The following is a 25,972-nucleotide window of genomic DNA, read 5'->3' as shown; positions in this document are numbered from 1 at the left end:
GTCTGTCCTCCGCTGTTCCCGAGGTCTTCGATGCCCGGCGCCCACCGGCTGGCACGCGTTCCTCACCGCGCGGCGTCGAGGCGGCCCTCCAATTGCAGCAGCAGGGTGGCGAGGCCGTCGGCGAGCTCGGCCCGGGTGTCGGGGGCGAGGCCCGACAGCAGTGAGCGTTCGAGCTCCAGCTGGGCGGGCTGGGTGCGGTCGGTGAGCTCGCGTCCCTCCTCGGTGAGGGTGAGGCGGGAGACCCGCCCGTCGCGACTGTCGGCCTGCCGGCTGACCAGTCCCCGCTCCTCCAGGGCGCGCAGGCGCTTGGTGACGGCCGCACCCGAGGCGAAGGTCTCGCGGACGAGTTCGCCGGGGGTCAGCGAGCGGCCCGAGCGGCGCAGTGTGCCCAGCAGGTCGAACTCGGCGCGGGTGAGGCCCTCGGGGCGCAGCCGGGCGTCCGCTGCCTGCTGGAGCAGTGCGGCGCAGCGGTTGATCCGGCCGATCAGTGCCATGGTTTCGACGTCGATGCCGGGGTGGACCGCCTGCCACTGCCGCATGATCCCCGCGACGATGTCCTCACCGGGCTGTGGCGTCGGCTGCTGTGCCTTGTCGGCCGGGTTCATGTGCTGCGCTCCCCACTGTTCAGCAGGGCCAGCATCCGGTGGCCCTCGCGCTCCGTAGTGTGGACCTGCTCGACGGGTACCGGCCGCTGCCACCACTCGCCGGCATGTCCTTCAGCGGATTCTCGCAACTCGTGAAGCGACTCCGCCAACCGCTCCCGCACCCGCCGATGGGCTGCGTCGTCCGCGCCTTCGGCGAGATGCACGCGGGCCAGCTCCTGGGCCGCCGTGCTGTGGTGCAGTGCGGCTGCCAGGCGGTCACCGGCCCTGCGGTTGGTCACGACCAGTGCGCTCAGCACGCCCAGAGCCGCGCCGAGCAGGGTGTCCAGCCAGCGGTCCGTGACGAGGGCGGCGACCGGCCCCGGCGCGTTCAGCGAGACCAGCAGGAGCGCCAGCGGCGTGACGAAGACCTGGGCCGCCCAGTAGTTGCGGGTGATCGTCGCCTCCGCACTGAACATGCAGACGGCCATGACCAGCAGGGCGACCGGGACCGCGGAGCGCGTCAGCGGCACCAGTGCGGTGAAGAGCGCGAGGCCGAGCAGGCTGCCCGCGGTCCGCTGGAGCGCGCGCTGCCACGAGACGCTGGTGTTGGCCCGGTGCACGGCCGCGGCGGTCACCACTGCCCAGTAGGGGTGGCCGACGCCTGCCGCCATCGACGCCAGGCCGGCCAGCGCGCAGCTGAGGCCGACGCGCACGGCCAGCGGCAGCAGGGCCCGGGTGCCGCGCGGTGCGCGGGGCAGGGCCAGTGGGCGGGCCGGGCCGGGCGAGACCACCAGCGCGGGCGCGAGGCAGACCAGCCAGGCCACGGCCCCGCCGGCGAGCACCAGGCCGACGTGCGCCGGGATCTCGTCGAGCCGTTGCGGGACGAAGAGGGCGGAGGCGCTCACGAAGGTGAAGATGACGTTCCCCGGCGGGCCGATCCGGGTGGCGTCGCAGATCAGCTTGTGTACGGCTGCCATGAGCGAGGCCACCAGAACGAGGACAGCGGTGGAGCGCACCATCGACGCGGCGCCCAGCGCGACCGCCATGCTCGCTGCCATCCCGAGCACCACCCACACCATTGCGCGTGCCCGCTGCCGGTAGGGGAGCGCGTGCGTGAAGAGCGCGCACATCGTGCCGGCGGTGACGTAGAGCACGAGTTCGAGCCGTCCGAGCGCGAACAGCAGCCCGTTCGCCAGGAACATCGCCGTGGGGCCGCTGAGCGCGGGTCGGTGCCAGGGGCCGACGGCGGGCCGCAGTCGCAGCGTGCCGCGCAGCGGCAGTGAAGGGATCCGAGAGCGGGAGGGAGAGGTGGGGCTCACGGATAAACCTTAACAGGTATTACACTCGTAAAATACATCTACGGGAACCTACCGGCCGTCACACATGGCAAACGGCCAAGACCTCCTGTCAGAGGTCAGCGGCGGCTTGCCGCGGCGATTCCGGCGCGCTTCTAGGTGTGCAGCAGCACGGAGGTCTCCGCCCGGGTCACGCCGTCGAGGTCAGCGAACGCCTGCGAGGTGTACTCGTCCGCCTCCGCCAGGGAGCGACGGCTGGCGTGGCCGAGGATGTTGCCCGCGCCCGTGGCATCTGGCGCCGCGGGGCGGCGGCGCCCCCGGAGTCGGAGCCGCCACCACCCGTCCGCCAGCCACCCTGGCCCCCGCCGCCCCCACCGGCGCGCTGGGGATCAGGTGTGCCGGCTCCTTCCCGGCGTGCCAGCTGAGGTCGAGGACCGCGTCGCTGTAGTCACTGTCGTCGCCGTTCTCGCCGTTCTCGCCGTTCTCGCCGTTCTCGCCGTTCTCGCCGTTCTCGCCGTTCTCGCCGTTCTCGCCGACGATCACCACGCGGGCTGTCGAACGGCTCGCGCCCTTGGCCACGCACCCGCCGGACCGCGAGGTCACCACCCTGCTTCATAGGACCGCAGAAGGGACGGTCCTCATGAGCGCCTCTATGCCGGTGTGCCGTAGAGGATCACCTCGGCGATGCCGGCGATGGTTTGGGCGCCGCCGCCGCTGACCCCGGTGACGACGATGCGGATCTGGCTCACGTTCGTTGCGGTGAAGACTTCGGGAAGGGTGTACTGGCCGCTTCGGGTCAAGCCGGAGAATCCCGTGTGCCAGGTGGCTCCGTCAGCGGAGGTCTGCAGGTCGAAGGTGTACCAGCTACTGTCCTTGCCCCAGTGGATGCGCACACCGTTGAGGTTGTGGGCGGCGGTCAGCTCCGCGGTCAGCGTCTGGGGAACTACCGGGGAGGAGGCGCTCCACCCGGTGCCGAAGGTGATGTCCCCGTCAAAGGTTTTGGCGGGTTCGAAGCCGGCGGCGTAACTGGACGCGGTGACCGTCTTGATCCGGTCGCGGGCGATCCTCGGGCCGGGATCGACCGGGGGGACGCCGCCGTTGCCACCTGGCGGTACCACGCGGAACTCCCGGATGGACGGCCACCAGTCGCCGGCGGAGAGGATGTTGACGCGTACGAAACGCGCCTTGGTCTGCACCTGGTGGCTGGCGGTGGCGACCATGGCGGCGTTGTCCTCCGCGTTGACGACCGTGGTCCACGTGCTGGCGTCGTCGGAGGTCAGGATCTGGTACCTGTAGCTGGTCCGATCGGTCTCCCAGACGATCTGGAACTGTTCGATGTCGGCCGACGTGCCCAGATCGACCTGCCACCAGGCCGAGGCGGGGCCGTCCCCGACCCACTTGGTGTCCCCTGCGCCGTCCACCGCGTTGGCCGGCCCGTTGCCGGACTGCGAGGTGGAGGCGGTCGCCGGCTTGAACAGGGCCAGGTTCTGGGCGCCCTGGTTCTCCAGCGTGGAGATGTTCTTCCACGCGGGGTGAGTGCCGTCCGTGACGTGAGGACCGGCGTAGGGCGCGGTCTGCACGGTGTACTGGGCGCTCTGCAGTCCGGTCGCGGTCGCGGTGACGGTGACGGGACCGCTGGAGGTACTGGTGGCGATCAAGGCGTAGCCGATGCCGGCCTGGGCCTTCTGGGTCTGCACCGCGATGCGCGGGATGCTGTCGCCCACCAGGGTGCCCGCTCCGGTCACCTCAAGGGTGAGGGAGGCGGAGGAGTCGGCGACCAGCGTGCCGTGGGCGTCGACGACCTTGACGAACACCGGGATCAGGTCCGACCCGTCGGCGACGGGTTGGATGCGTTCGAGCAGCCGGGCGCACCCGCGCAGCACCTCGGCGACCTTGGCCGGCAGCGCCCGACCGCCGGCCTTGCCCGCCCGGTCGATGAGCGATTCCACTCCGCCGGGCTTCATCTGGTCCAGCAGTTGCTGCGCGGCCTCCTTCCCCTGTGCCGAGTTGTCGCCAAGCGCGGAGGCCAGCAGGTCGATCAGCAGGGCCCGTCCACCGGCGTCGTCGGCGACGATCTCCAGGTGGTGGGCGGCGCCGGGGGTGTTGACCAGGTGGGTCGCGGCGAGCCTGCCGCCCAGGTAGCCCTCGGCTTTGAGTTCTCCAGCGGCAAACGACGGCAGAGCGAACGTGTAGTAGGGGCTGCCGCCCTTGGCTGCTACGTGCGGCGCGGTCGTGGCGTTCTCCGTTCGGGTCTTCGTCCCGACGAGGCGGCCGTTCTGGTACAGCCGGACGCTGTCGGTGTTGCTGAAGACCATCACCTGCAGGCTGGAGGAAGCGGTGTAGGAGCTGGCGATGAAGACCATCGGGCCGCCGTGGTTCGGGTCGGTGGCCGGCTGCATGGCCTTGAGCCAGTGGTAGCAGTACTTCGGGTACCGGTCGATGTCGACTGCGCCGGACTTCTGGTAGACGTCATTGGTGCCGTAGTCCTCGAAAACCCACAGGAAGTAGCCGCCGATCCGGCTGTTGGCATCCAGGCCGCCCCAGTCCCAGTAGCCGGTGCCGTCGAGGTAGCGCTGGCGGGTGACGACCTGGTTGACCATCGCGCTTTCGCCGTCCTCCCGGCCGACCCGGCTCGGGCCCTCCCAGTCGCCCCACTCGCGAGTGAGGAACGGTTTGGTCGGCGCGGGATCCGAGCCGTCGGTGTTGACGACCTTGTAGTTGACGCCGTACTCACTGCCCCAGGTGCCGTAGTCCGCCGAGGTGAGCATCTGGTCGCCAGGCATTTCCGCATGCGCGACGGTGTTGGCCTCCTTCGCCCACCATTGCGGGTACCCGGTCTCGTTCAGCGAGATCTCCCACAGGATCACCGAGGGCCGGTTGCGGTCCCGCCGGATCATCGTGGCGATGTCACGGTAGGTGCGGCTGACAAAGGTCTGGTCGCCGTTCCAGTTCTGCCAGCCCGGCTGACAGGTCACAACGAGGAGTCCCAGCTCGTCACAGGCATCGAGGAAGGCCGGGTCATGCGGATAGTGCGCCGCCCGTACGGCGTTGAACCCGCCGAGCTTCAGCCGCAGCGCCTCGCGGTACTTCATCGACGCCGGCGCGGCGTCACCCACGTAGGCGTAGTTCTGGTGGCAGTTGGCGCCGCGGAGGTAGATCCGCTCGCCGTTGAGGTGGAACCCGTCCGCCTTGTACTCGATCCGCCGTATCCCGGTCGGTGTGGTCACCGTGTCGACCCGGCGGTTGTCGACGAAGACCTGACTGACCAGCCTGTACAGACAGGGGGAGTCGGGATGCCACAGGTTCGGCCGCGTCACACTCAGCTCCTGGGCGAACGCGTGACCGCCGTTCCCCGGGACCGACGCGGTGGTGTCGGCCCGCGCGACCGCTGTGCCCTGCGCGTCGTACAGGACCGTGGCCAGTCTGACCTGGGCGGCGGCGGCCGACCTGTTCACCACGTGCGTCTTGACCTGAGCTCTCGCTCTGGTCGCACTCGCCTGCGGGTAGGAGACGAAAACGCCGCCCCCGGCGACCAGATCCTCCTCCAGCGGGTCGGAGATGTGGACCGGGTCCGTCACCCGGAGGGTGACGTTGCGGTAGATACCGCCGTAGGTGAGGAATCCCAGCTGGTCCCGCGGCTTGCCGGGAGGGGTCATCGGGTCGTCGAGGTTCGAGACGCGGACCGCGAGGACGTTGTCGCGGTCGTGGTGGACCTTGTCGGTGATGTCCACGACGAAACCCATGTAGCCGCCGTAGTGCTCGGCGAGCTTCTCCCCGTTCAGGTAGACGACGCTGTCGGTCTGAACACCGTCGAACACCACGCTCAGCCGCCGCCCCCGGTCCTGCGGATCGACCCGGAAGTACCGCCGGTACCAGCCGATTCCCGCGAAGGTGTCGTACGCCGAGGGCCGCTTGCGCTCCAGTCGCATCGTGTGCGGCACCGATACCGCGGCCCACGCCGAGTCGTCGAATCCGGGCTGGTGGGCATCTGGGGCATCTTCACGCCAGAATGCCCAGTTGGTGTTGAGGTTCAGCACTCGGCGCCCGCCCTCGGCGGACATGTCGAGGGCTGACGCGGCAGCACCGGCCGGCGCGGCGCCGGCCCGTCCGGCAGGCACCAACGCGGCGCCCACACCGGCCAAGCCTGCGACAAGCACGCCCCGACGCTTCACACCACCTATGTTCTCGATCACGATTCCGCTCCTCTGATTCGTTGTCCGGCGACGACAGGGGAAAGTCGTCGCCAAAGGTCACACTGATCCGGTCGGCTGAGAGATTCCGGGTGGCTGCCGACCCAGCCGTCAGGACGGTCGCCCGTAAGGGCATAGCCGCTACGGTCCGGCCGAGCCCGTCCCGTGCTGTCCGGGCCGGCCCGGTGGGCAGGGCGGTTCGGCCCGTGCACCGGACGGACGAGTCCGGCCCGCTCGACATCCGCCGCCCCACGGGCTTGCTGGACCGAGCAGGAGCGGCCGGGAAGCCTGCCGGCCACTACAGGCGCACGCACTGCGTCACCTGCCTGCACGCCCGGTACTCGGTCGGTGACAACACCCTCTGGGGCGTCAACCCCCGTCGCAGGGGGGCTGCGAACAGCCTGGCCGCACTCGGCCGACTGCTGATCTCACCCGGAGCCGGCCGATCAGCTCGAAGAGCGCCTCGGCCTCGTGCTCGGAGAGGGAGGAGGTCGGCTCGTCGAAGGCGATCACGCGGGGTGGGCCTGTCGCCGGTGAGGCGCGGAGGATCTCGACCAACTGCCGCTCGGATGCGGTCAGTTGTGAGCCGATCAGGTCCGTCTCGATGACCCGGGCGAAGCCGAGCCGGTCGAGGTCGGCGGTGATCCGGCGACGCAGCTCGGCACGGTCGAGACGGCGCCCCGCCCGGCAGGGCAGGGCACCGGCGTAGACGTTCTCGGCGACCGACACGTGCGGGATGATCTCCGGTTCCTGCGGGATGATGCGGATTCCGGCGCGACGGGCGTCCATCGGCGAGCTCAGGGCGAGCTCGCGGCCGTCGAGCAGGATCCGGCCCCCGGTGGGGCGGTGGTCGCCGGTGAGGATCCGCAGCAGGGTGGACTTGCCGGCGCCGTTCTCGCCCATCAGGGCGGTGACCTGGCCGGGCGGGAAGTGCACGCTGACGTCCCGGCGGCCTGCCAGCTGGAGGCGTCGACCATCTGGGTGGGGCGAAGGCTTCGGCGGGCATCTCCTTGCCGTTCTTCAGGCGGTCGTACATGGTCCGGACGGCGAGCGCGCCGACGTCCCTGCCGTTGATGAAGAGGGCGCCCCGCATGCCGGAGGGCCTGCCGGACTTCCACTCCTTGCAGGCGAGGTAGGCGCCGAGGCCGACGCCGTCGATGTCCGCGGGGCTGACACCGGCGTTCTGCAGCGCTGTGACGCCGCCCTGGACGTTCTCGTCGTTGCAGGGGCAGCAGGACGCGGGTGAGTGCGGACGGACGACATGCGGAGGCTCCTGAGGATGGGCAGGCGAAGCAATCTGACGTAACACAACCGATCAGATATCACTATGTTCAAACGTGATGCATCACAGGTAAACCGGCCGTCCACCTTGCCGTCAAGGGGCTGAAAGCACTTCCCGGCTGGCTGATATGCCTTTGTTATCGCCCCGTCGCTCTGGCGGTTCGGACTACCTACGGCAAGGACTACCTGCTTAATTCGAATGCATTGATTGAGTACTGAGGACCAGGTCGGTGGCCAGGCGCGCATGATCGAGCGGACCTGTGCCCGGTGGCGCCGGGGTGAGCGAAGTCGGCCCGGCCCGAGAGAAACCGGGTGCCCGCAGTGGAACTTGTTTCCCGTCCCATTGACCGCTGAGCGGCGCCGCCTCTAATGTTCGATCCTTGTCGCATCTGTTTATTTCTGGGCTATTGCGATCCCCCTCAGCCCGCCGAGAGCGGCGTGCGGCACGCCGTCGCCGGCACCGTCCGAAAGGCACCCCATGCACAGGTCCCGAGCCCTGCCCGCGCCCGGACGCGCGGTCCGAGCGGTCGCCGTGGCCGCATCGCTCCTGCTGTCCGGCGCACTCGTCACCGGACAGACGGCCACTCCCGCCCACGCAGCCGCCACGGTGAGTACCACCATCACCGTCGACGGCACCAAGACCGGCCGAGTCTTCGACGGCATCGGAGCCGCCAGCGGCGGCGGCGGCAACTCCCGCCTGCTGATCGACTATCCGGAACCGCAGCGCAGCCAACTGCTCGACTACCTCTTCAAGCCCGGCTACGGCGCCTCGCTCCAGTCGCTGAAGATTGAGATCGGCGGTGACACCAACTCCACCGACGGCGCGGAAGCCAGCTACCAGCACACCAAGGGTGCGGTCGACTGCAACCAGGGCTACGAGTGGTGGCTGGCCGAGCAGGCCAAGGCCCGCAACCCGAACATCAAGCTCTACGGCCTCGCCTGGGGTGCCCCCGGCTGGATCGGCGTCAACGACCCCGCCAACCCCGCGCCCGGGCAGCCCTACTTCTGGTCCCAGGACATGATCGACTACATCGGCGGCTGGTTCGGCTGCGCCGCCCGGCACCACCTGGCGATCGACTACATCGGCGGCTGGAACGAGCGCGAGTACGACGCCGCCTGGTACAAGAACCTCAAGAGCGCGTTGCTCGCGGGCGGCCACGGCAGCACCAAGGTGGTCGCCGCGGACAGCTATGACTGGAACCTCGCCACAGCGATGACCAACGACCCCGCGCTGAACAGCGCGATCGACGTCCTCGGCATGCACTACCCGTGCGGCTACCTCGGCCCGATGACCACCTGTCCCAGCCCGCCGGCCGCCCAGGCCCTCGGCAAGCCCATCTGGGCCAGCGAGAGCGGCTCACAGGACTACAACACCGGCGCTGCTGCGGTAGCCCGCGCGATCAACCGCGACTACATCGACGGCCGGATGACCTCCTACCTGAACTGGCCGGTCGTCGCGGCGCTCTACCAGAACCTCTACTTCTCCACCGACGGTCTCTCGCTCGCGGCGCAGCCCTGGTCCGGCAGCTACTCCGTCGGCCGGACCACCTGGGTGACCGCACACACCACCCAGTTCACCCAGCTCGGTTGGAAGTACCTCGACCCGGCGGTCGGCTACCTCGGCGGCAACCGGGCGAACGGCAGCTACGTCACGCTGAAGTCATCCTCAAGCAACGACTACAGCACCGTCATCGAGACCATGGACGCCGCCGCCGCACAGACCGCCACCATCAAGGTCACCGGTGGCATCTCCACCGGCCAGGTCCACGTCTGGTCGACCGACCTGACCACCGCCGACAGCGCCGACGACTTCATCCACCAGCAGGACCTCAAGCCGGTCCGCGGCGCCTACACCCTCACCTTGCAGCCCGGCCACCTCTACACGGTGAGCACCACCACCGGCCAGGGCAAGGGCCGCACCACCCCGCCGCCCCCCGCGCCCCTGGGCCTGCCGTACTCGGACACCTTCGACGTTCCGGCTGCGTCCACTTCGCCGAAGTACTTCTCCGACATGAACGGCGCCTTCCAGACCGCCACTTGTGGTGGCGGCCGCACCGGCACCTGCCTGCACCAGATGGCCCCCACCGCGCCGATCCACTGGACCGACGAGCCGAACAAGGCGCCCTACACCATCGTCGGGGACACCAGCTGGGTCAACTACACGGCCGCCGCCGACGCCCTCTTCGACCAGCCCGGCTCCGTCGAGGTGCTCGGCCGTGTCAGCCAGCAGGGCCGCAACAACAACGGCCTCAACGCCTACCACCTGCGCCTGAGCGACACCGGCGCCTGGGCGATCCTCAAGAGCGACCTGGCCTGGAACTTCACCACCCTGGCCGCCGGCACCGTCACCGCGCCCGGCCTGAAGACCTGGCATCGCCTGGCGCTGACCATGCAGGGCTCGACCCTCACCGCAGCGGTCGACGGGCAGACCGTCGGCAGCGTGAGCGACCACTCCTTCACCTCCGGCATGGCCGGGCTGGCCCTGACCGGTTACCAGACCCAGCAGTTCGACAACCTGGCCCTCACCCCGGGCACCGGCGCCGACTCCTTCACCGGTCCGGTCACTTCCGGCGTGGCCGACAAGTGCCTCGACGCTGCCGGCAACTCCGCTGCCGACGGCACCGCGGCTGTCATCCGCAGCTGCGACGCCGCCGACCCGGCCCAGACCTGGACCTGGGACAACGGACGTCTGCTGCACGGCGGCAAGTGCCTGGACGTGGTCGGCCAGGGCACCACCGGCGGCACCCTCGTCGACCTGTGGACATGCAACGGCGGCACCAACCAGCAGTGGACCCCGCAGGCCGACGGCACGCTGAAGGGCGTCCAGTCCGGTCTCTGCCTCGACGACCCGGCCGCCAGCACCACCGACGGCACCCAAGTGATCGTCTGGACCTGCACCGGCGCGGCGAACCAGCGGTGGACCCTGCCGTAGTTCCGGCCGCTACCGTACCGGGGCCGGCCTCCCCAGCGGAGGCCGGCTCCATTCGGACGGAGTGTCAGCCGCCTTCCGGTCTTCCCGGGTAGACGTCGGCGATCTGCCTACGACTGGTGCCGAGCTTCTTCAGCACCTTGGCGACGTGATTCTCGGCCGTCCGCGGTGACAGGAGCAGCGCTTCGGCGATCCGCTGATTGCCAGCCCCCTCGACCAGCAGTGCGGCGACCTGGTGCTCGCGCGGCGAGAGCCCTCCGCCGTACCCCCGGCGGCCCGGTCCGCGCCGGGTGAGGCCCAGCTCGCGCATGACCCGATCGCAGCGCCCGGCGTCGGCGGTCGCGCCCAGTCCGGTGAAGAGATCGAGTGCCGTTGTGAGCGGTTCGGCCGCCGCTGCCGGGCCGGTCCGAAGCAGAGCGGCAACCTGCCGTTCGAGCGCGCGAGCGGTCTCGTACGGTCGACCGATCGCCTGCCAGCCGCGCGCCGCTGCCGTGAAGTGCGCTGCGGCCGCATCGGGTTCAGCCGCCAGAAGCAGGAGGCCGCGAACGGTCTCCAGGTCGGCGTCGGCCGCCGGCGTGTCGCGTCCGCACAATTCCCGCTCGGCCTCGACGGCCAGCCGCTCGGCAGCCTCGCACCGGCCGCAGGCCAGCGCGGCATCGACCGCGGCCGACAGCAGGTTGGCCGTCCGGGGCCAGGCGGCGGCGTGCCGCGCGGTGCCGACGGCCCGCTCGGCGACCGACCAGGCACGAACGGCGTCACCCCTACCCAGATGGACGGAGCTCAGACCGGCGGCGGCACGCAACTCGATGCCGACCAGCAGCTGGCCCGTGCCCACCTTCATGGCCTCACCGAACAGTTCGCGCGCTACGGTGAGCCGGCCCCTGGCTGCGGCCAGGATTCCGGCCAGCAGGGCCCGTTCCGCGCGCACACTACCGGCGGTGGGATACGCGTCGACCAGCGAATCGAGGCGTTCCTCCAGCCCGTCCCAGCGGCCGGCGAACGCGTCCAACCGCAGCAGGGTGCCACCGGACAGGAACGCGGTGATCGGGATTCCCGCGCGCGCGGCGACCTGACCGGCCTCGGTCGCCAATGCGGCGGCCCGCCGGTCGTGGCCCAGGTAGGCGGCGGTGTCGGCGACGTTCTGGAGGGCCCGCGCCGTGTGCCGGAGCAGCTCGGGATCATCGGTACGGCGCGGCAGCCGATCGGCCGACTCCCATACGGTCGGCTCTCCCTGACAGGCCATCAGAGTGAGGCGAGCGACCTGTACGGCGGCCTTCGTGGCCACGCTTTCGCAGTCGCGGACGACATCCTCGGCGCGCCCGAGCCAGCCGCCGGTGTACGCGGGGCCCGCAGCCTCCTTGAGAGCCAGCGCGACCATCCCCCGGACGGCCCGCTCGGGGCGGTGCGCCGCCAACTCGCCGACCGCCCGCTCGACCTCGTCGAACCCCGCCGGGTCGGCATTCTCGTTCAGCATGCCCAGGCCCAGCCCAAGGCGGATCTCCCCCCGGACCTCGTCCGCCAGCCCGGGGTCCTCGACGAGCCGACGAAGCAACTCGGCATCGGTACGGAACTCCACACTGGCGGCCGCGAGCCCGGCCAAGGCCAGCGCCGCCCGCGAACGGCCCTCGCCGACCAGCTCGGACCGGTCCAGCAGCCGGCGCAGCAGCATCGCGGCCGTGCCCGAGTCACGGACGGCGACCGCATGATCGGCGGCCTCCTGGGCCCGCAGCAACCAGCCGTCCCGGTCGCCGGCGGCGAGGGTGTGGTGGGCGATCTGCACCAGCGGAGCCGGCTCGCGGCTGCGGAGCTGCTCGATCGCGCGGAGGTGCAGCCGGGCCCTGGACGGGCCGGGAATCTGCCGATGGACGACCTGCTGGGCGAGCACGTGCCGGAACCCGTACTCACCCTGGTCCGTCTCGCGCAGAACGGACATCCGGAGCAGCTCGACCAGTGCCTCCGCACCCTGGCCCGCGCCCAACCCGGCAAGTGCTGTCAGAAGCTCCTCGCCGGCCGGGGCGGCGAGCACGGCTGCCGCCTCGGCGACCGCCACGGCGGCGGGCGACAGCAAGCCGAGGCGCTCGGTGACCGCCTCGCTCAGCCCGCGCGGCAGATCCGAGTCCTCCAGACGCTTCATCGTGCGGGCGTGGTCGTGGGATCCGCCGTGCTCGACGAGGGTGATCAGGTCCTCCTCGGCGACCAGTGGCAGGCCGGCACTGCGCCGGAAGAGGGCGCTGCCCAGTCCCGCGGTCACCTGCGGGCCGAGGGCTGCCGCAGCCAACGCCCGCACGTCCGCTTCGGACAGCGGACCGAGCTGGACCACCGAGCCGGCGGTGCCGGGCGGCTGTCGGAACGACACGCCGAGAGGGCTGCCTCCCGGCGGCAGGTCCTCCGCCCGATAGGTGAGAATCAGGCCGAGCCGGGGCGGCAGGTCGCGCGCCAACAGCAGGAGCAGGTCGCGGGTGGCGCCGTCCACCCAGTGCAGGTCCTCGACGACCAGCACGGCCGGCCCGAGCGTCGCGAGGAACGACCTCACTGCCTGCAGCAGCTGGAACCGCTGGCCACCGGCGTCCGGAGGCCGCGGCGGCGGGGGCGGAAGCCGATCGGCCAGGTCCGGCAGCAGCAGCGCCAGTGCGCCGGCGGTCGGCGGGAAGAGGGGGACCCCCTTCAGGTCCGCCTTGCGCAGCGCGTCCACCACGGGGCCGTAGGGGAAGGGCTCGCGCAGTGGCTGGCAGAAGCCGGTCAGCACCTGGTGCCCTTCCGCCCGCAGTTCGGCCGTGGCCTCCCTCAGCAGCCGGGACTTGCCGATGCCGGCCTCGCCCTCGATCAGCAGCACCGTCGGCGGCTGCCGCACCGCGGCCAGCAGTAGTCCGAGCTCACGCTGCCGGCCGACGAACCGGAACCTTCCGTCCCGGGTCGGCCCCTCGTCGGCTCCGTCCCGCATCACTCGATCACCGCCTGCGGTGCCACCCTCGCGGCCCTGGTCGTCGCCGCGCGGCCCGGCCCGATGCGGCCCTCCCGGCGGGAACGCGTGCGTCGCTGACATCGGCGAGCACCCGGGTCGGTCCGATCCACCACGTCCGTACCAAGGGGGTGCTGGTGGTCTCGGTGCTGGAAGCCGGGCCCACGCGCCCCCGAGATGCCCTCCATGCCCGGTGCCGACACCCCTGCGCCCTCCCTGGTCCTTGCTGCCCGGCCGCGGACGAACCGAAGCCTGCTCCACGGACTTGACCCTATCGCCCAGGCCCGACAGGGGGAGGCGTGTGGTCCTTCCGTAATCAATCTGGCCATGGATCCCACTGGGCCGTCGCCGGGGTCACCCTCAGGCCTGTGGCATCCCGGCGACAGCCGATGCGGGACACCGCGGGAAGAGCAGTCCGTGGTCGAGTGACGGGCCGTCTTCGCCAGGCACACTCCGACCCGCTTGATCACTGCCGCGCTCAAGCGCCTCAGCACCGCTGTCCGGCGGGTGTCGCGGGGCTCCGAGATCCCCGTAGCCCGCCTGGGCCGGGTCGAGATCCGGGGCGGCGGTGCGCCAGGAGTGAGACGCTCGGGCCGCCCTGGAGGTAGCCGAGCAGGGCCGTCTGAGTGGTGGACACGAACTCATGCGGGATGGAGTCGGCGGGCACCCACGCTACCTCGGAGTGCTTTCGGCTCCCCGTTGCTGAGGCTGCCTGACCAGGAGTGCGCGGCGAAGACCACGGTCAGGAAGCCGTTGGGGGCCTGGACGCCTCGGGCTCCGTGGATGACGTGCACCAAACGCAGATCATCGGCCGCCCCGACCAGTCCGACGTCAAGCACCGTTGCAGTACGCCGCGGCCGAAGTCACCGCTGGTACCTCCGGCTGCTTACAGGGTTGCGGCACCGGATGGGATTGGTCGATCACGTCTGGGCGGCAACTGATATGCACGTTCGACTTTAGAAAGCAAGGGCGCATAGGAGTATTGGAGGGGCGGCTAGTCGCGTGGTGGGGCGCGCGGAGTGGGCGCGCCCGACCGGCCTTGCGCCGGGCCTCTTGCACAATCCCTGTCCGTGCGGCTGGATGGTCCCCAATCACGCTCCTCGGTGGTGTCTCCATCGGGTCGCCGTTCCGGCCTTCGCGAAATCCCCTGTGCGTCAAGCTTGTTGACTGCAGGGAGTCTCGCCGCCGGTTCTCCGTAGCGGGTTTGGCGCCGCCGTTGCCGGCGGCCTCTGCCCCGGCCTTCCGGCCGTCTCCCGTACGGACCGCTGCCCGATCAGCGTGACCGGTTGCGTCGCGGCTCGCGACGCGGTGGTCGTCCGCGCGGTTCGCGGACGCGCAATTCGAGTGTCGAGTGGTGGTGTCATGTCTGCCCACACCATGTCCGATCCGCCGGAACCGTCCGATCCCTCGGTCCTGTCCGAACCGCCGCCCCTGCCGAATCCGGCAGGAATGGTGGTCCTCCGCGGCGGCCCTCCCGGATCTCCGCCGCTGCACCGGATCCCGGAAGCCCAGCCAGCCCCTTCCCGGGTCGTCATCACCTTCTACGGGCGGCACCAGCACTTCGAGCGCACCCGCAGCACCGAGTCCGTGCACGGCGTGCAGCTACCGGTCTTCCAGTGGACCTACAGCACAGCGGTCGCGGAGTAGCGCGGCCGCGGAACGGAGGGACTGAGTCATGTCGGCATCGAACGCGGAACCGATCGCGGTGATCGGAATGGGCTGCCGGTTTCCCGGCGGAGTCGAGACCCCCGGCGGGCTGTGGCAGCTCGCAGCCGAGGGCCGGGGGACGGCGGGGCCGGTCCCGCCGTCCCGGTGGGACGCCGGACGCCTGGCGGCCCAGCACGATCCGGGGCTCCGGGACCAGGCGGCCCTGGGCTGCTTCCTGGAAGGCGACGTCTGGGCGTGGGAGCCGGAGGCGCTCGCGGTGGCCCCGGCGGAACGCGCCTGGGTGGACCCGCAGTCGCGGGTCATGATGGAGGTCGCCCGGGAGTCGGTGGAGCACGCCGGCATCTCCTTGGACCGGGTACGCGGCTCGCGCACCGGTGTGTACATAGGCACCTATGCGCCGGACAACCTGTTCCGGGCGGCCCGCCCGGTGGAGGACGCGCCCAACAGCCCGTTCCTGTTCGGGAACTTCCCCGCTGGAACGGCCGGTCGGGTCGCCTTCTCGATGGACCTGCGTGGTCCGGTGATGGTGGTCAGCACGCACTGCTCGTCGGGCATGGTCGCGCTGGACACCGCCTGCGGCGCGCTGTCGTTGCGCGAGTGCGACCTCGCCCTGGCCGGTGGGGTGCTGCTGATGCTGTCACCGCTGACCCACTTGATGGAGGCACCGCTGCTGCTTTCTCCGAGCGGAGCCTGTCGGGCCTTCGACGGACGGGCGGACGGGTACGTGCGCGGCGAGGGAGCGGCAGCCGTCGTGTTGAAGCGCCTGGCGGACGCCCGCCGGGACGGCGACCGGGTGCTCGCGGTGATCCGCGCAAGCGCGGTCAACAACGACGGACAGGCCACCCGCCTGACCGCGCCGTCCAGCGAGATGCAGCAGGAGCTGTTCCGGACGGCCGTCGGGCTGGCGGGCGTCGACCCCGGGGAGGTTGGGCTGGTGGAGGCCCATGGACCCGGGACCTCCGTCGGCGACCCGGTCGAGTACTCCTCGATCCAGGCCGTGTACGGTCGCGACGGCCGGGGCCGGTGCGCGTTGGGCTCGGTGAAGACGAACATCGGGCACACCGAGCCGGTGTCCGGACTCGCCGGACTCATCAAGGCGGTGGAGTGCCTGCGGCGCGGCACGATCCCGCCGAACCGGGACTTCACCGGCTGGAATCCCAGCATCGACCGGGAGCAGCGATCCCGGCTCTTCGTGCCGACCGAGCTGACCCGCTGGCCCGTCCCCGGCAGGGGTCGGCTCGCCGCGGTGTGCTCCTACGGGGTCAGCGGCACCAACGGGCACGTCCTGCTGGAGGCCCCGCCCGCTCCCCGCCGGAGACCGGTCGCCACAGCGGCAGCCGAACCCGCCCCGGGCAAACGCCTGTTCCTCCTCTCCGCCGCCTCGCGGCCCGCGCTGCTGGGCTCGGCCCGACGCCTGGCCGACTGGGCCGAGGCGGAGGGCGCGTCGGTGCCGGCCGGTCACATCGCGCACACCTTGGCGCTGCGTCGCCGCCACGCGGAGTTCCGGCTGGGCATCGTCGCCGACGGAGTACGCCAAATGGCGGAACATGCAAGGCAGTTCGCCGACGGATCGGATGCGGCGGGAGTGGTGAGCGGCTCGCCGGTCCTGCCGCCCGGCCACCCCGGACCGGTGTTCGTGTTCACCGGCCAGGGCTCGCAGTACCCGGGCATGTGCCGGGGCCTGCTCACCGGCGAGCCGGCGTTCGCCGCCGCGATCGACGGGCTCGAACCGCTGGTGCGCGCCGAGTCCGGCCTCTCCCTGCGTGAACTCATCCTCCAACCGGAGCAGTTGAAAGGCGTGGACCGGATCCAGCCGGTGCTGTTCGGCGTGCAGGTGGCACTGGCCGCACTCTGGCGCTCCTGGGGCGTGGAACCCGCCGCGGTCATCGGGCAGTCGCTGGGTGAGGTGGCCGCCGCGGTGGTGGCCGGGGCGCTCACCCCGCGGGACGGCGTCAAGGTGATCTGCCGCCGCTCCCGGATCCTGGCCGGCATCGCCCACGGCGCGATGGCCTCCGTCATGCTCGGCACCGCCGACACCCGCGCCGCCATCGAGGCCGCCGGTGCCGACCGGGTCGACATCGGGGTCGTCACCGCTCCGCGCACCACGGTCGTCTCCGGCGACGCCGAGCAGGTCCTCGCCCTGGTGGCCGGGTGGAACGCGTCGGGCATCCTGGCCCGCCTGGTCGACGTGGACGTTGCCTCACACTCCTACCAGGTGGACCCGGTCGTGGACGAGCTGCGAAACGCCCTGGCCGATGTGGCGGGAACCCCGCCCACGACGATGCGCCTCTACTCCACCGTCAGCGACGAGCCGCGCGACCCCGGTCCGCTGGACGCCTCGTACTGGGTGCGCAACCAGCGCGACACCGTCCAGTTCCTGCGCGCGGTGCGCGCCGCGCTCGCCGACGGCTACCGCCTGTTCGTCGAGTGCACCGCCCACCCGCTCGCCACCCGGCCGATCATCGAGGCGTCCACCGAGGCCGGGATCGGCGACGTGGTCGCGGTCGGCTCGCTGCGCCGCCACGCTCCCGACGACGGCGAGGAGTTCCTGACCCACCTGGCCACCGCTCATGCCGCCGGCTACGACGGCATCGACTACGCCACCCGCTACGGCGACGGCCGGCTGGCCGATGTCCCCACCACCTGCTGGAACCGCTCCCGCCACGGCGACACCACCACGCCCTACACCCTGGTCGCCCCCGGGCTCCCTGCGGCCGCACAGCACCCACTGCTCGGCACCCATGTCCACGACCCGGACCAGCCCGGCAGACACCTCTGGCAGGCGCCGATCAGCCCGGCCCGGCTGCCCTGGCTCGGCGACCACCGGGTGGCCGGGACACCGGTCCTGCCCGGGACCGGCTTCGCCGAGATGCTGCTCGCCGCCGGCTGCGAAGTCCTGCGCAGCGACCGGATCGTGATGAAAGGCCTACGGATCGAGACACCACTGGTCCTCGACCCCGAGCCCGAGGTCGTCACCCGGCTCACCGAGCAGGACGGCGTCCTGTCCGGCCAGGTGCTCACCCGTTCTGCCGACGGCGTGGTGGTCCACGCCCGCGCCACCCTCCACCCGACACCCGGCTCCGGAGCCGGAGCCGAGTCCGGAGCCGGACGCGAAGGCGGCCACCCGCACGCACCCGAGGCCGAGGACGGCTCCCCGTCGCTGCCGGCCGGCGGACCCACCGACGAGTGGACGGACCTGACGCCGGACGAGTTGCACCGCCACTTTCGTGAACGTCACCAGGTCTTCCACGGCCCCGCCTTCACGGCCATCGACCGCATCCGGCTGAATCCTGATCACACCCGCGCCGTCGCCGCCCTGCGCACCGCCGACAGCGCCCGGGTCTCCGCCGCCGCGCTGCGGCTCCACCCGGCCCTCGCCGACGAGTTCGTCCAGACCGCGGTCGCCGCTTGGCTGGCCTACTGCGCCACCAGTCCGGGCCCCGTGGTGGTCGCCGGTTTCGAGGCCGTCCACCTGCACGGCCCCACCGGCCACGCCCGGTTCGCCGACGTCACGCTGACGCACGCGGACGACCTCGGCTGCACCGCCTCCGGCACACTCACCGACGCCGACGGCACAGTGGTCGCCACGATCACCGGCCTGCGGCTGGCCAACATCACCCCACGCGAACAGCGCTACGCCGACCGCCTCGCCCATCTCGCCTGGCAGCCCGAGCCCGCGCCACCGCTACCCGCCGCGACCGACCAGCAGTGGCTCGTCCTCTCTCCCGAGCGCGCCCTCTGGGGATCCCGCCTGGCCGCCATGCTCGACGAACGCGCGGGCGGCTGCCGACTGCTCCGGCAGCCCGCGGGCGCCCCGCCGGACCCCGGCGTGCTGGCGCACGCCCTCGACGGGGCCCGCGAGCCGGTCACTGACGTCCTCCTCGTGCTGGATGCCCCGGACACCGACTCCACGCCGGAGGCCGCCCTCCGTGCCGTCCGGCAGGCCCTCGCCGTCCTTCGGTCGCTCGCCGCCCGCACCGCACCGCCACACCTGTGGGTGGCCTGGCGCGGCGACGAACCGCTTGCCTGCGCGGGCCTGCGCGGCCTGCTGCGCGTGGCCGCCTTCGAGCACCCCGAACTGCGCCCCAGCAGTCTGCTGCTCTCGAACGACACCCCGCTGGACCACGTCCTCGCCGATCTGCTGGCCGACGCTCCCGTGGTCGAGGTCCTCTGGCGCCGGCACCACCGCTCCGTCGCGCGGATCCGCACCGGCCCCGACCCCGTCGCGACCACCCGCGCCGAGCGGCAGGTCATCCGCACCGACGGCAGCTACCTGGTCACCGGCGGGCTGGGCGGCCTCGGCCTGCTCACCGCGCGCCGCTTCGCCGAACGCGGTGCCCGCGGGCTGGTCCTGGTCGGACGCTCCGCGCCCAGCGCTGCCACCCGGCGCGCGCTCGACGCCCTGCGCGCGGCCGGTGACACCGTGATCGAGACGCTCAGGGGCGATGCCGCCGATCCGGGAACGATCCACCGGGCTGTTGAACTCGCCTACACGGCAGGCAAGTTGCGTGGAGTGGTGCACGCTGCCGGGGTGGTCGAGGACGCCGTCCTCGCCCGGATCGACGCCGCCCTCCTGGACCGCGTGTGGCGCGGCAAGGCCGAGGGCGCCTGGGCGCTGCACCGCCACCTGCGCGAGGTGGACCTGGACTTCTTCGCCGTCTACTCCTCAGTCGCCGCGCTGCTCGGATCCCCCGGCCAGGGCGCCTACGCGGCCGCCAACGCCTACGTGGACGCCCTCGTCGCCCACCGCCGAGCCCAGGGCCTGCCCGCCACAGGCATCCACTGGGGCGCCTGGTCAGAGGTCGGACGCGGACAGCACCTCGCGCGGCGCGGGTTCGTGATGATCAGTCCCCAGGACGGGATGGACGCGCTCGAACGCATCCTGGCCGAGGGCCACCACCAGGTCGCGTACTCCCCGATCGACCTGGCCCGGTGGACGGCCTCCTACCCCGCCGTACGCTCCTCCGCCCTCCTGGCCGACCTCCTCACCGGGGCGAGTGCCGACGAACCGGACGCCTCGCCCGTCCTCGACGAGCTCCGCTCGGCGGCCACCTCCTCCGGCCGCCACCGCATCCTCACCGACCTCGTCGTCCGCCAGGTCCACGAACTACTCGGCGCCACCGGCCGCCACATCGGCCCGCACACCAGTCTGGTGCTCCTCGGCCTCGACTCGCTGGGCGCAGTCCAGCTTCAACAGCGCCTCACCCGCACCCTGCACACCACGATCGCCCCCGGCGTCATCTGGACCAAGCCCACGGCGGCGTCCCTCGCCGATTGGCTGCTGGACGCCATGGCCCTCGACGACGCCCCGTCGGGCTCGACCACCTGACAGGGCCAACATCGGGGCGCACGGACGAACGCGCCCGGGCGCCCCTGAGGCCCGCCCCCGTCAGCCCGCCCGAATGCCCCACCGAACGACACAGGAAGAGTTCCCATGGCCTCACATCCCGAACGTCCACTGCCGGAGGGCTTCCTGACCCTCGAAGGGCAACAGCGCTTCCTCGACGTCTTCCTACCGGTCCGCAACCAGGTGCTCCGCGAGTTCTACCGCGGGCCCCGTACCGGCAACCGATCCCCTCGGACAGCAGCCCCCGCGTGGCGGGCGGCGATCCGCCTGCTGGGAACACGCACCGACGAGACCGTCCCCGAGCTGTACCGGCTGTACTACAACCGGCTCTTCGCCGCGATCTGGCTGGCGCTGAACTGGGGACCCTACACCCCCGCGATCCGTGAGCTCCCGGACCCGCTCCAGCGCATCCACCTCTCCCAGGTCAACTCCGTGGACACCTGCTGGCAGCCCGCCGTGGTGAGCGTTCCCCCCGGCGGCCTCCTGGTCGAGGTCGGCACCGGACTCAGCGACGGCTGGGCCCGGCTCGCCCTCCTGATGCCGCAGGTCCGGATCCTGTCGATCACCATCGAACGGGACCAGGCGGAGATCGGGCGCCGCATCGCCCGCGAACTCGGTCTCGACGACCGGGTCCGGTTCAGGGTGGGCGACATCTTCTCCCCCGGAACCACTGGGGACCTGGCCGGCGAGGCCGACGCCGTCACCGCCATGGGCGTCATCCCGCACTTCCCCCCGCCCCGCAAGGCGGAAGGCCTCCATGCGATGGCCGCCATGCTCAAGCCCGGCAGCCCGCTCCTGATCTTCGACGCCTACCGGACCCGGCCGTTCTCCCCCTTCATGCGGCGAGCGCTCATCAGCTCCCTCAGCTGGTACCCGAGCGGCGCGGACTTCCGCACCGCCCTCGACGAGGCCGGCCTCCGCCCGCTGCGCTTCGACGTCCACCCGCCGGCGCACTGCCTCCCCTTCGCGGACGACACCCGCGCGACGGCCGCCCTGCGCGAGGAGTTCGGCCCCCTCATCTCCTGGCTCTTCCCGAGGATCGTCAGCGGCTTCATGAAGGGCCTGCTCAAACCGCAGGAGTCGGTCTACCTCTCGGCCGTCCGGAAGTGAGCCGCCGCAGCGTCCCCACCGTCGTGCGCAACCACAGGAGGTGTCCGACCATGGACGGATCCCGATCGGCGGGTGCGGCCGACGGACGCACCCGGGAGTATGCCTCCGCCACCGGACGGCGGCGGTGTGCCCCGGTCACGGCGTGGGCCGTGACCGGGGCCGTGCTCCTGACCGCGGAAGCATGGGTGATGGGCCGTTGGGCCATCGGCAGTGCCCGGTGGATTCCTGCCGGCGCGTACGGGCTCGGCCCCGTCCGCGCCCGGATCCTGGACGCCTATCAGCTCCTCAGCATCGCGGGGGTGGTCGGCAGCACGGCCTGGTCCGCCTGGTACAGCCTGCGGCAACGGGCCCTCGCCGTCGAGACCATGGTGCTCATCGGATTCCTGTCGGCCTTCTGGCTGATGCCGGTCGTCAACTACCACGGCCAGGTGGCCGCCTACAGCAAGCACCTGATCGCGACCGACGACTGGGGCGCCTACCTCCCCGGATGGCACGGGCCCTCACCCGACAACCACCCCCAGCCGCTCTTCGTCGGATGGTTCGCCCTCGCCGAGGCCGTGATGTGGGCCCTCCCCACCCTCTGGGTCCTCGGTCGCGCCGAACGCCGCCGACCCGGGCTGTCCACAGCCCGGCTGACCCTGATCGCCTTCACCACGGCCATGGCCGTCGAAGTGGTGCTGGAACCCGTCATGGTCTTCAGCGGTGCGTACGTCTACGCCCAGGCCGTCCCCCAGCTGACCGTCTTCGCCGGGCACTGGTACCAGGTCCCCGTCTACGCGATGGTCATCGCGGCGACGGTCTACGGCGTCCTGCCCGCGCTGCTCTGCCACCACCACCGGCACCGACCCCGCGGAGCGTATGTCCTCCGCGGGCTGGCAGCACTGCCACCGCGGGCCCGCACCTGGACGGCGCTGCTGGCGGTAGTCGGCGTCACGCAGACCGCCTTCCTCGTACTGGCCGCCGGCTACGCCCTGATACCGGCACTCGCCGGTGCGGACGCGGTCGAGCTCCCCCCGCATCTCCGGTAGCCCCGGACGCCGAGGGTGAGGAGCCGAGGGTGAGGAGAGAAACGCCCATGAGAACCGCCTCAAGACACGCCGTCGTCATCGGGGGAGGCTTCGCCGGCCTCCTCGCCGCCCGGGCGCTCAGCGACACCTTCGCCCGGGTCACGGTGATCGAACGCGACCCGCAGCCACGCCCGGACGGGCACCGGCGGGGCGCACCCCAGACACCCCATCCCCACGGGCTGCTCCAGCGCGGGGCCACCACGATCGAGGCGCTCCTGCCCGGCATCGGCGACGAGCTCCGCGCCCGGGGAGCCGCGCTCTTCGACTTCGGGGAGGGCGCCCGCATCCTCTTCCCCGCCGGCTGGGCCCCCGTCGGGCCCACCGGTGTCGGGCATCTGGCCTGCAGCCGTGCCCTGCTCGAAGGCACGATCCGGGAGCGGGTGACCGGCCTGCCCGCCGTCGACCTGGTCGCCGCGACCGCCAGCGCCGTGCTGTGGACCGGGCACCGGGCAACCGGGGTGAGGGACAGCTCAGGACGAACCTTCCCGGCGGACCTGGTGGTCGACGCGTCCGGGCGCACCACGCGCCTGGCCGGATGGCTCGACCAGGGAGGCTTTCCCTCACCACCCGTCACCCGTGTCCTGGCCGGCCTCTCCTACGTCACCCGCCGGTTCCAGGGCGCCCCCGCCGCCGAGTGGCACATGTCCGCGGAAGCTACCTACGCACCGACGATCCGGCGGGGCGGCCTCGTCCAGGTCATCGAAGGGCAGCAGACCCTGGTCACCCTCATCGGCGCGGACGGTACCCGCCCGCCGCATGACCAGGACGGCTTCCGCGCCCACGCCGCCGCCCTGCGCAATCCCCACCTGCTGGAAGCCATCGACCGCGGAACACCACTCGGCAAGCCGCACCGCTACGGCGGACTGGACAACCGCTGGAACGGCTACCACCGCACGCCCCGGTGGCCGGACAACGTCATCGCCCTGGGCGACTCCGTCGCCGCCCTCAACCCGATCTACGGACACGGCCTGACCGTCTGCGCGCTCCAAGCCCTCGCCCTGCGCGACCTGCTGTGGCACGGCCCGCTACCGGGCTTCGCCCGGAACTTCCAGCGCGAGGCCGCCGGCATCGTCCGCGTGCCCTGGCTGCTGGCCGCCCTGTCGGACACCGCCTGGCACACAGAGCGGCGGCCCCTCGGCATGCACACCGCCACCCTGGCGCTGCGCCGGGTCCTCGACCTCGTCCCGAGCCACCCTGAGATCTATCGGGACCTCGTCGCCGTCCAGAACCTGCTGGCCCACCCCGTCATCCTGGCCCCCGCCGCCCTCACCCGTCGGCCCCGAACGTGACACGACATCCGACCGAAGCTAGCTTGCTCCCGGGAAGACCTCCCCGCCGACGGCAGGACGCCCGTCGGTAAAGGCCCGGGGCTTGCGTCTCCTCTGTGCTCGCACCTTTCACCCCGATCTCACCTACTTACCGGATGGTCGGCCTGTCTCTGCGTGTGCGGTCAGGACGGCAAGGTGATCGACTGGGCGTGGTGGAAGACGTTCCCGGCATCCCAGGTCTTCTTGGCCTTCTGCAGTCGGCCGTAGTTCTGCTTGTAGTAGAGCCGCTGGTAGGCCGGGTGTTTCTGGTCGGCCGTTCCGAGGTCGACGTCGGGGTAGTTCACATAGGCGCCGTCGGTGTCCGTGTCGATCTCCGGGATGCCGTTGGTGGCCTTGTAGACCGCTTGGTAGAGCCCGCCGAGGTAGGCCAGGTGCGCGGCGTCCTGCGCGGGGTCGGTCCAGTAGGTCTGGTACTGGAGCTTCATCACGGAGTCGCGCTGGGGGATCGCGGCTTCGGCGGGCTTGTGCTCGTTGATCCGGCAGCCGTAGGAGTCGATCTGGACCAGCGTCTGGGTGAGATCCACGCCGGGGACGGTTTTGGTCAGCCACTCCCAGAAGGCGTCGATGTGTGTGGGGGTGAAGTGCCGTCGGTGGTAGGCGGACTTGTACTTGCCGCGCTGATTGGCCCCGGAGGGGTTCAGCGTCATGGTGGCCTGGAACCACGGCATCTGTCGGCGCTTGTCCGGATACGGCAGGAGCACGCCCCCGGCGGCGTAGCTCTGGACCACGGCCCTGCTCGTCAGCCCGGCCTCCATCGCGGCCAGGAACTCCTCCAGCGGCGCCGGATCGTCCTCGTCCCACTGGCTGAGCAGGACGACGTTCCCGTTCGTCCGGTGGGTGAGTTTGAGGATCGCGAAGAGGCCCCGGTAGACCGACTCGTTCGGACCGCTGTGCTGGGCGAAGAAGGATCCGAAGTTCTCCACGAGGCGGCGGAAGTCCTCCGGGTGCTTGAGCAGGTCCGCCCAGGACCAGGCCACGCTGCTCAGCCAGACCCGTGGCGGCGGCTTGGGGAGGCGGGCGAAGTGGTAGCGCAGGACGACGCCGAAGTTTCCGCCGCCCCCACCGGTGTGCGCCCAGAAGAGGTCGATCTCCGGCGAGGTCGCGGGATCGTCCCGGTGGGCCGTGGTCAGCTCCACCGTGCCGCCGCGGACCGTGACCACGTCCACCTGGACGAGGTGGTCGACGGTCAGCCCGTCCCTTCGGGAGAGCAGCCCGTACCCGCCGCCGCTGACGTGGCCGCCCGCCCCGACCGAGTAGCACGACCCCGCGGGCAGCGTGACGCCGTACGTCCGGAACAGGCTGGTGTAGACGTCCCAGTTGGTCGCGCCGCCCTCGACGCAGTAGGTGGGGGCGCCGAACTTGTCCCGCGCCGCGCGGACACCGCGCAGGGTGCTGAGGTCGAGGATGGCGCCCCGGTCGTTGTCGACGAACCCCTCGTAGCAGTGGCCGCCGCCCCGGATCGTCGGCCGCAGCCCCTTGTCGAGCGCGGTCTTCAGCCCTGCCACCGCGTCCGCGTCGCTCCCCACCAGCCGGATGTAGGCCGGTCTGCTGGACCAGCGCTGGTTGAAGCCCTGACTGAGCGTCTGGTACCGCGGATCGCCCGGGAGCACCGACTGCCCGCCCAGGACGCCGGGAGCGCCGGCCGACTCGGCCGCGGCCGGGCCGGCCGCGCCGACCCCCAACGAAACGGCGGAAACCCCGGCGGCAGCCATTCCGGCACTGCCCAGGAACCCGCGGCGAGAGAATTCTTGACTCATGTCCGGACCCACTTTCTCCATTCTGAGAAGCTGGCGTCCGCACGCTAGCACGGGCATTCGCCCATGTGAATACCTGTACGAATTAGTGTGACTGTACGTCCTTTTTCGGCCCTGCGAAATAATGAAGCCCATATGATGAATGCGCCTCGCGCGGGCGAATTCCCTGCGCTCGGAAACTCGACGATGAGGGCGCGGACGGCGGTGCGGGCCGCGTTCTCACGCGGGACGGCTCGCGCGCCCCCGGGAGTCCGGAGGCGCACCCAGGGCGCCTTCCGAACGGGGCTGGAAGGCGCCCTGGGCCCGCCGGGAACCGGCCCCCGACCCCTGTGGGAGGCGCCCGCGACGCCCCCGGAACAGCCCTCGTCACCCGGAGGGAGCACGATCCGTGTGGCGTGGCTCACCATCGGAATTACGACCTGACGATCCGTCAAAGTCACTGACAGGTCGTCACATCCAC

The 25,972-nt window shown here is 71.3% G+C and carries 12 protein-coding genes and 1 pseudogene; 6 read left to right on the top strand and 7 right to left on the bottom strand.

All coding sequences use genetic code 11. From position 1 onward, the window contains the following. Positions 1-62 precede the first annotated feature (62 nt). The 4 genes from ACZ4UX_RS06655 to ACZ4UX_RS06640 all read right to left on the bottom strand — a co-directional run bounded on the left by ACZ4UX_RS06655 (position 63) and on the right by ACZ4UX_RS06640 (position 7,005). The gene (locus tag ACZ4UX_RS06655) at positions 63-605 is read right to left on the bottom strand and encodes a MarR family winged helix-turn-helix transcriptional regulator (protein WP_465705848.1); all 543 of its coding nucleotides are present in this window, start codon (positions 603-605) and stop codon (positions 63-65) included. Beyond that, entirely contained in the window at positions 602-1,903 is a 1,302-nt protein-coding gene (locus ACZ4UX_RS06650; RefSeq protein WP_465705847.1) for an FUSC family protein, read from the bottom strand. The genes ACZ4UX_RS06655 and ACZ4UX_RS06650 overlap by 4 nt, the downstream gene beginning before the upstream one ends. Positions 1,904-2,529: 626 nt before the next feature. Then, positions 2,530-5,940: a glycoside hydrolase family 2 protein gene (locus tag ACZ4UX_RS06645; protein ID WP_465705977.1), complete on the bottom strand. Its 3,411-nt coding sequence runs from the start codon at positions 5,938-5,940 to the stop codon at positions 2,530-2,532. A gap of 498 nt (positions 5,941-6,438) precedes the next feature. Then, positions 6,439-7,005, bottom strand: coding sequence for an ATP-binding cassette domain-containing protein (locus tag ACZ4UX_RS06640; protein ID WP_465705846.1), 567 nt, complete (start codon positions 7,003-7,005; stop codon positions 6,439-6,441). A 952-nt stretch (positions 7,006-7,957) separates the two neighbouring features. Here ACZ4UX_RS06640 and ACZ4UX_RS06635 point away from each other — a divergent pair. Next, positions 7,958-10,282 (top strand): ricin-type beta-trefoil lectin domain protein, encoded by a 2,325-nt coding sequence (locus ACZ4UX_RS06635; protein ID WP_465705845.1) that lies wholly within the window; start codon positions 7,958-7,960, stop codon positions 10,280-10,282. A 64-nt stretch (positions 10,283-10,346) separates the two neighbouring features. Here the strand turns inward: ACZ4UX_RS06635 and ACZ4UX_RS06630 are convergent, their stop codons facing one another. Then, positions 10,347-13,499, bottom strand: a complete 3,153-nt coding sequence (locus tag ACZ4UX_RS06630; RefSeq protein WP_465705844.1) for an ATP-binding protein — start codon at positions 13,497-13,499, stop codon at positions 10,347-10,349. 316 nt (positions 13,500-13,815) lie between these two features. Then, positions 13,816-14,032, bottom strand: a pseudogene (locus tag ACZ4UX_RS06625) (NUDIX hydrolase); the annotation flags it as partial. 568 nt (positions 14,033-14,600) lie between these two features. Between ACZ4UX_RS06625 and ACZ4UX_RS06620 the strand changes: the two are divergent. The 5 genes from ACZ4UX_RS06620 to ACZ4UX_RS06600 all read left to right on the top strand — a co-directional run bounded on the left by ACZ4UX_RS06620 (position 14,601) and on the right by ACZ4UX_RS06600 (position 23,719). Then, positions 14,601-14,885: a DUF5988 family protein gene (locus ACZ4UX_RS06620; protein WP_465705843.1), complete on the top strand. Its 285-nt coding sequence runs from the start codon at positions 14,601-14,603 to the stop codon at positions 14,883-14,885. Between the two features lie 28 nt (positions 14,886-14,913). Continuing rightward, positions 14,914-20,235 (top strand): type I polyketide synthase, encoded by a 5,322-nt coding sequence (locus tag ACZ4UX_RS06615; protein ID WP_465705842.1) that lies wholly within the window; start codon positions 14,914-14,916, stop codon positions 20,233-20,235. Between the two features lie 105 nt (positions 20,236-20,340). Continuing rightward, positions 20,341-21,363, top strand: coding sequence for an SAM-dependent methyltransferase (locus ACZ4UX_RS06610; RefSeq protein ID WP_465705841.1), 1,023 nt, complete (start codon positions 20,341-20,343; stop codon positions 21,361-21,363). A 149-nt stretch (positions 21,364-21,512) separates the two neighbouring features. Next, positions 21,513-22,391, top strand: a complete 879-nt coding sequence (locus ACZ4UX_RS06605) for a spirocyclase AveC family protein (protein WP_465705840.1) — start codon at positions 21,513-21,515, stop codon at positions 22,389-22,391. Positions 22,392-22,438: 47 nt separating this feature from the next. Beyond that, complete coding sequence (locus tag ACZ4UX_RS06600; RefSeq protein ID WP_465705839.1) at positions 22,439-23,719, top strand: FAD-dependent oxidoreductase; 1,281 nt, start codon at positions 22,439-22,441, stop codon at positions 23,717-23,719. A 161-nt stretch (positions 23,720-23,880) separates the two neighbouring features. Here the strand turns inward: ACZ4UX_RS06600 and ACZ4UX_RS06595 are convergent, their stop codons facing one another. After that, positions 23,881-25,470 (bottom strand): FAD-binding oxidoreductase, encoded by a 1,590-nt coding sequence (locus tag ACZ4UX_RS06595; RefSeq protein ID WP_465705838.1) that lies wholly within the window; start codon positions 25,468-25,470, stop codon positions 23,881-23,883. Positions 25,471-25,972 lie beyond the last annotated feature (502 nt).

The organism is Kitasatospora sp. NPDC028961 (genome assembly GCF_055564815.1).
The sequence above is the reverse complement of the archived record's forward strand: the minus strand, read 5'-3'. Positions and strand labels throughout refer to the sequence as shown.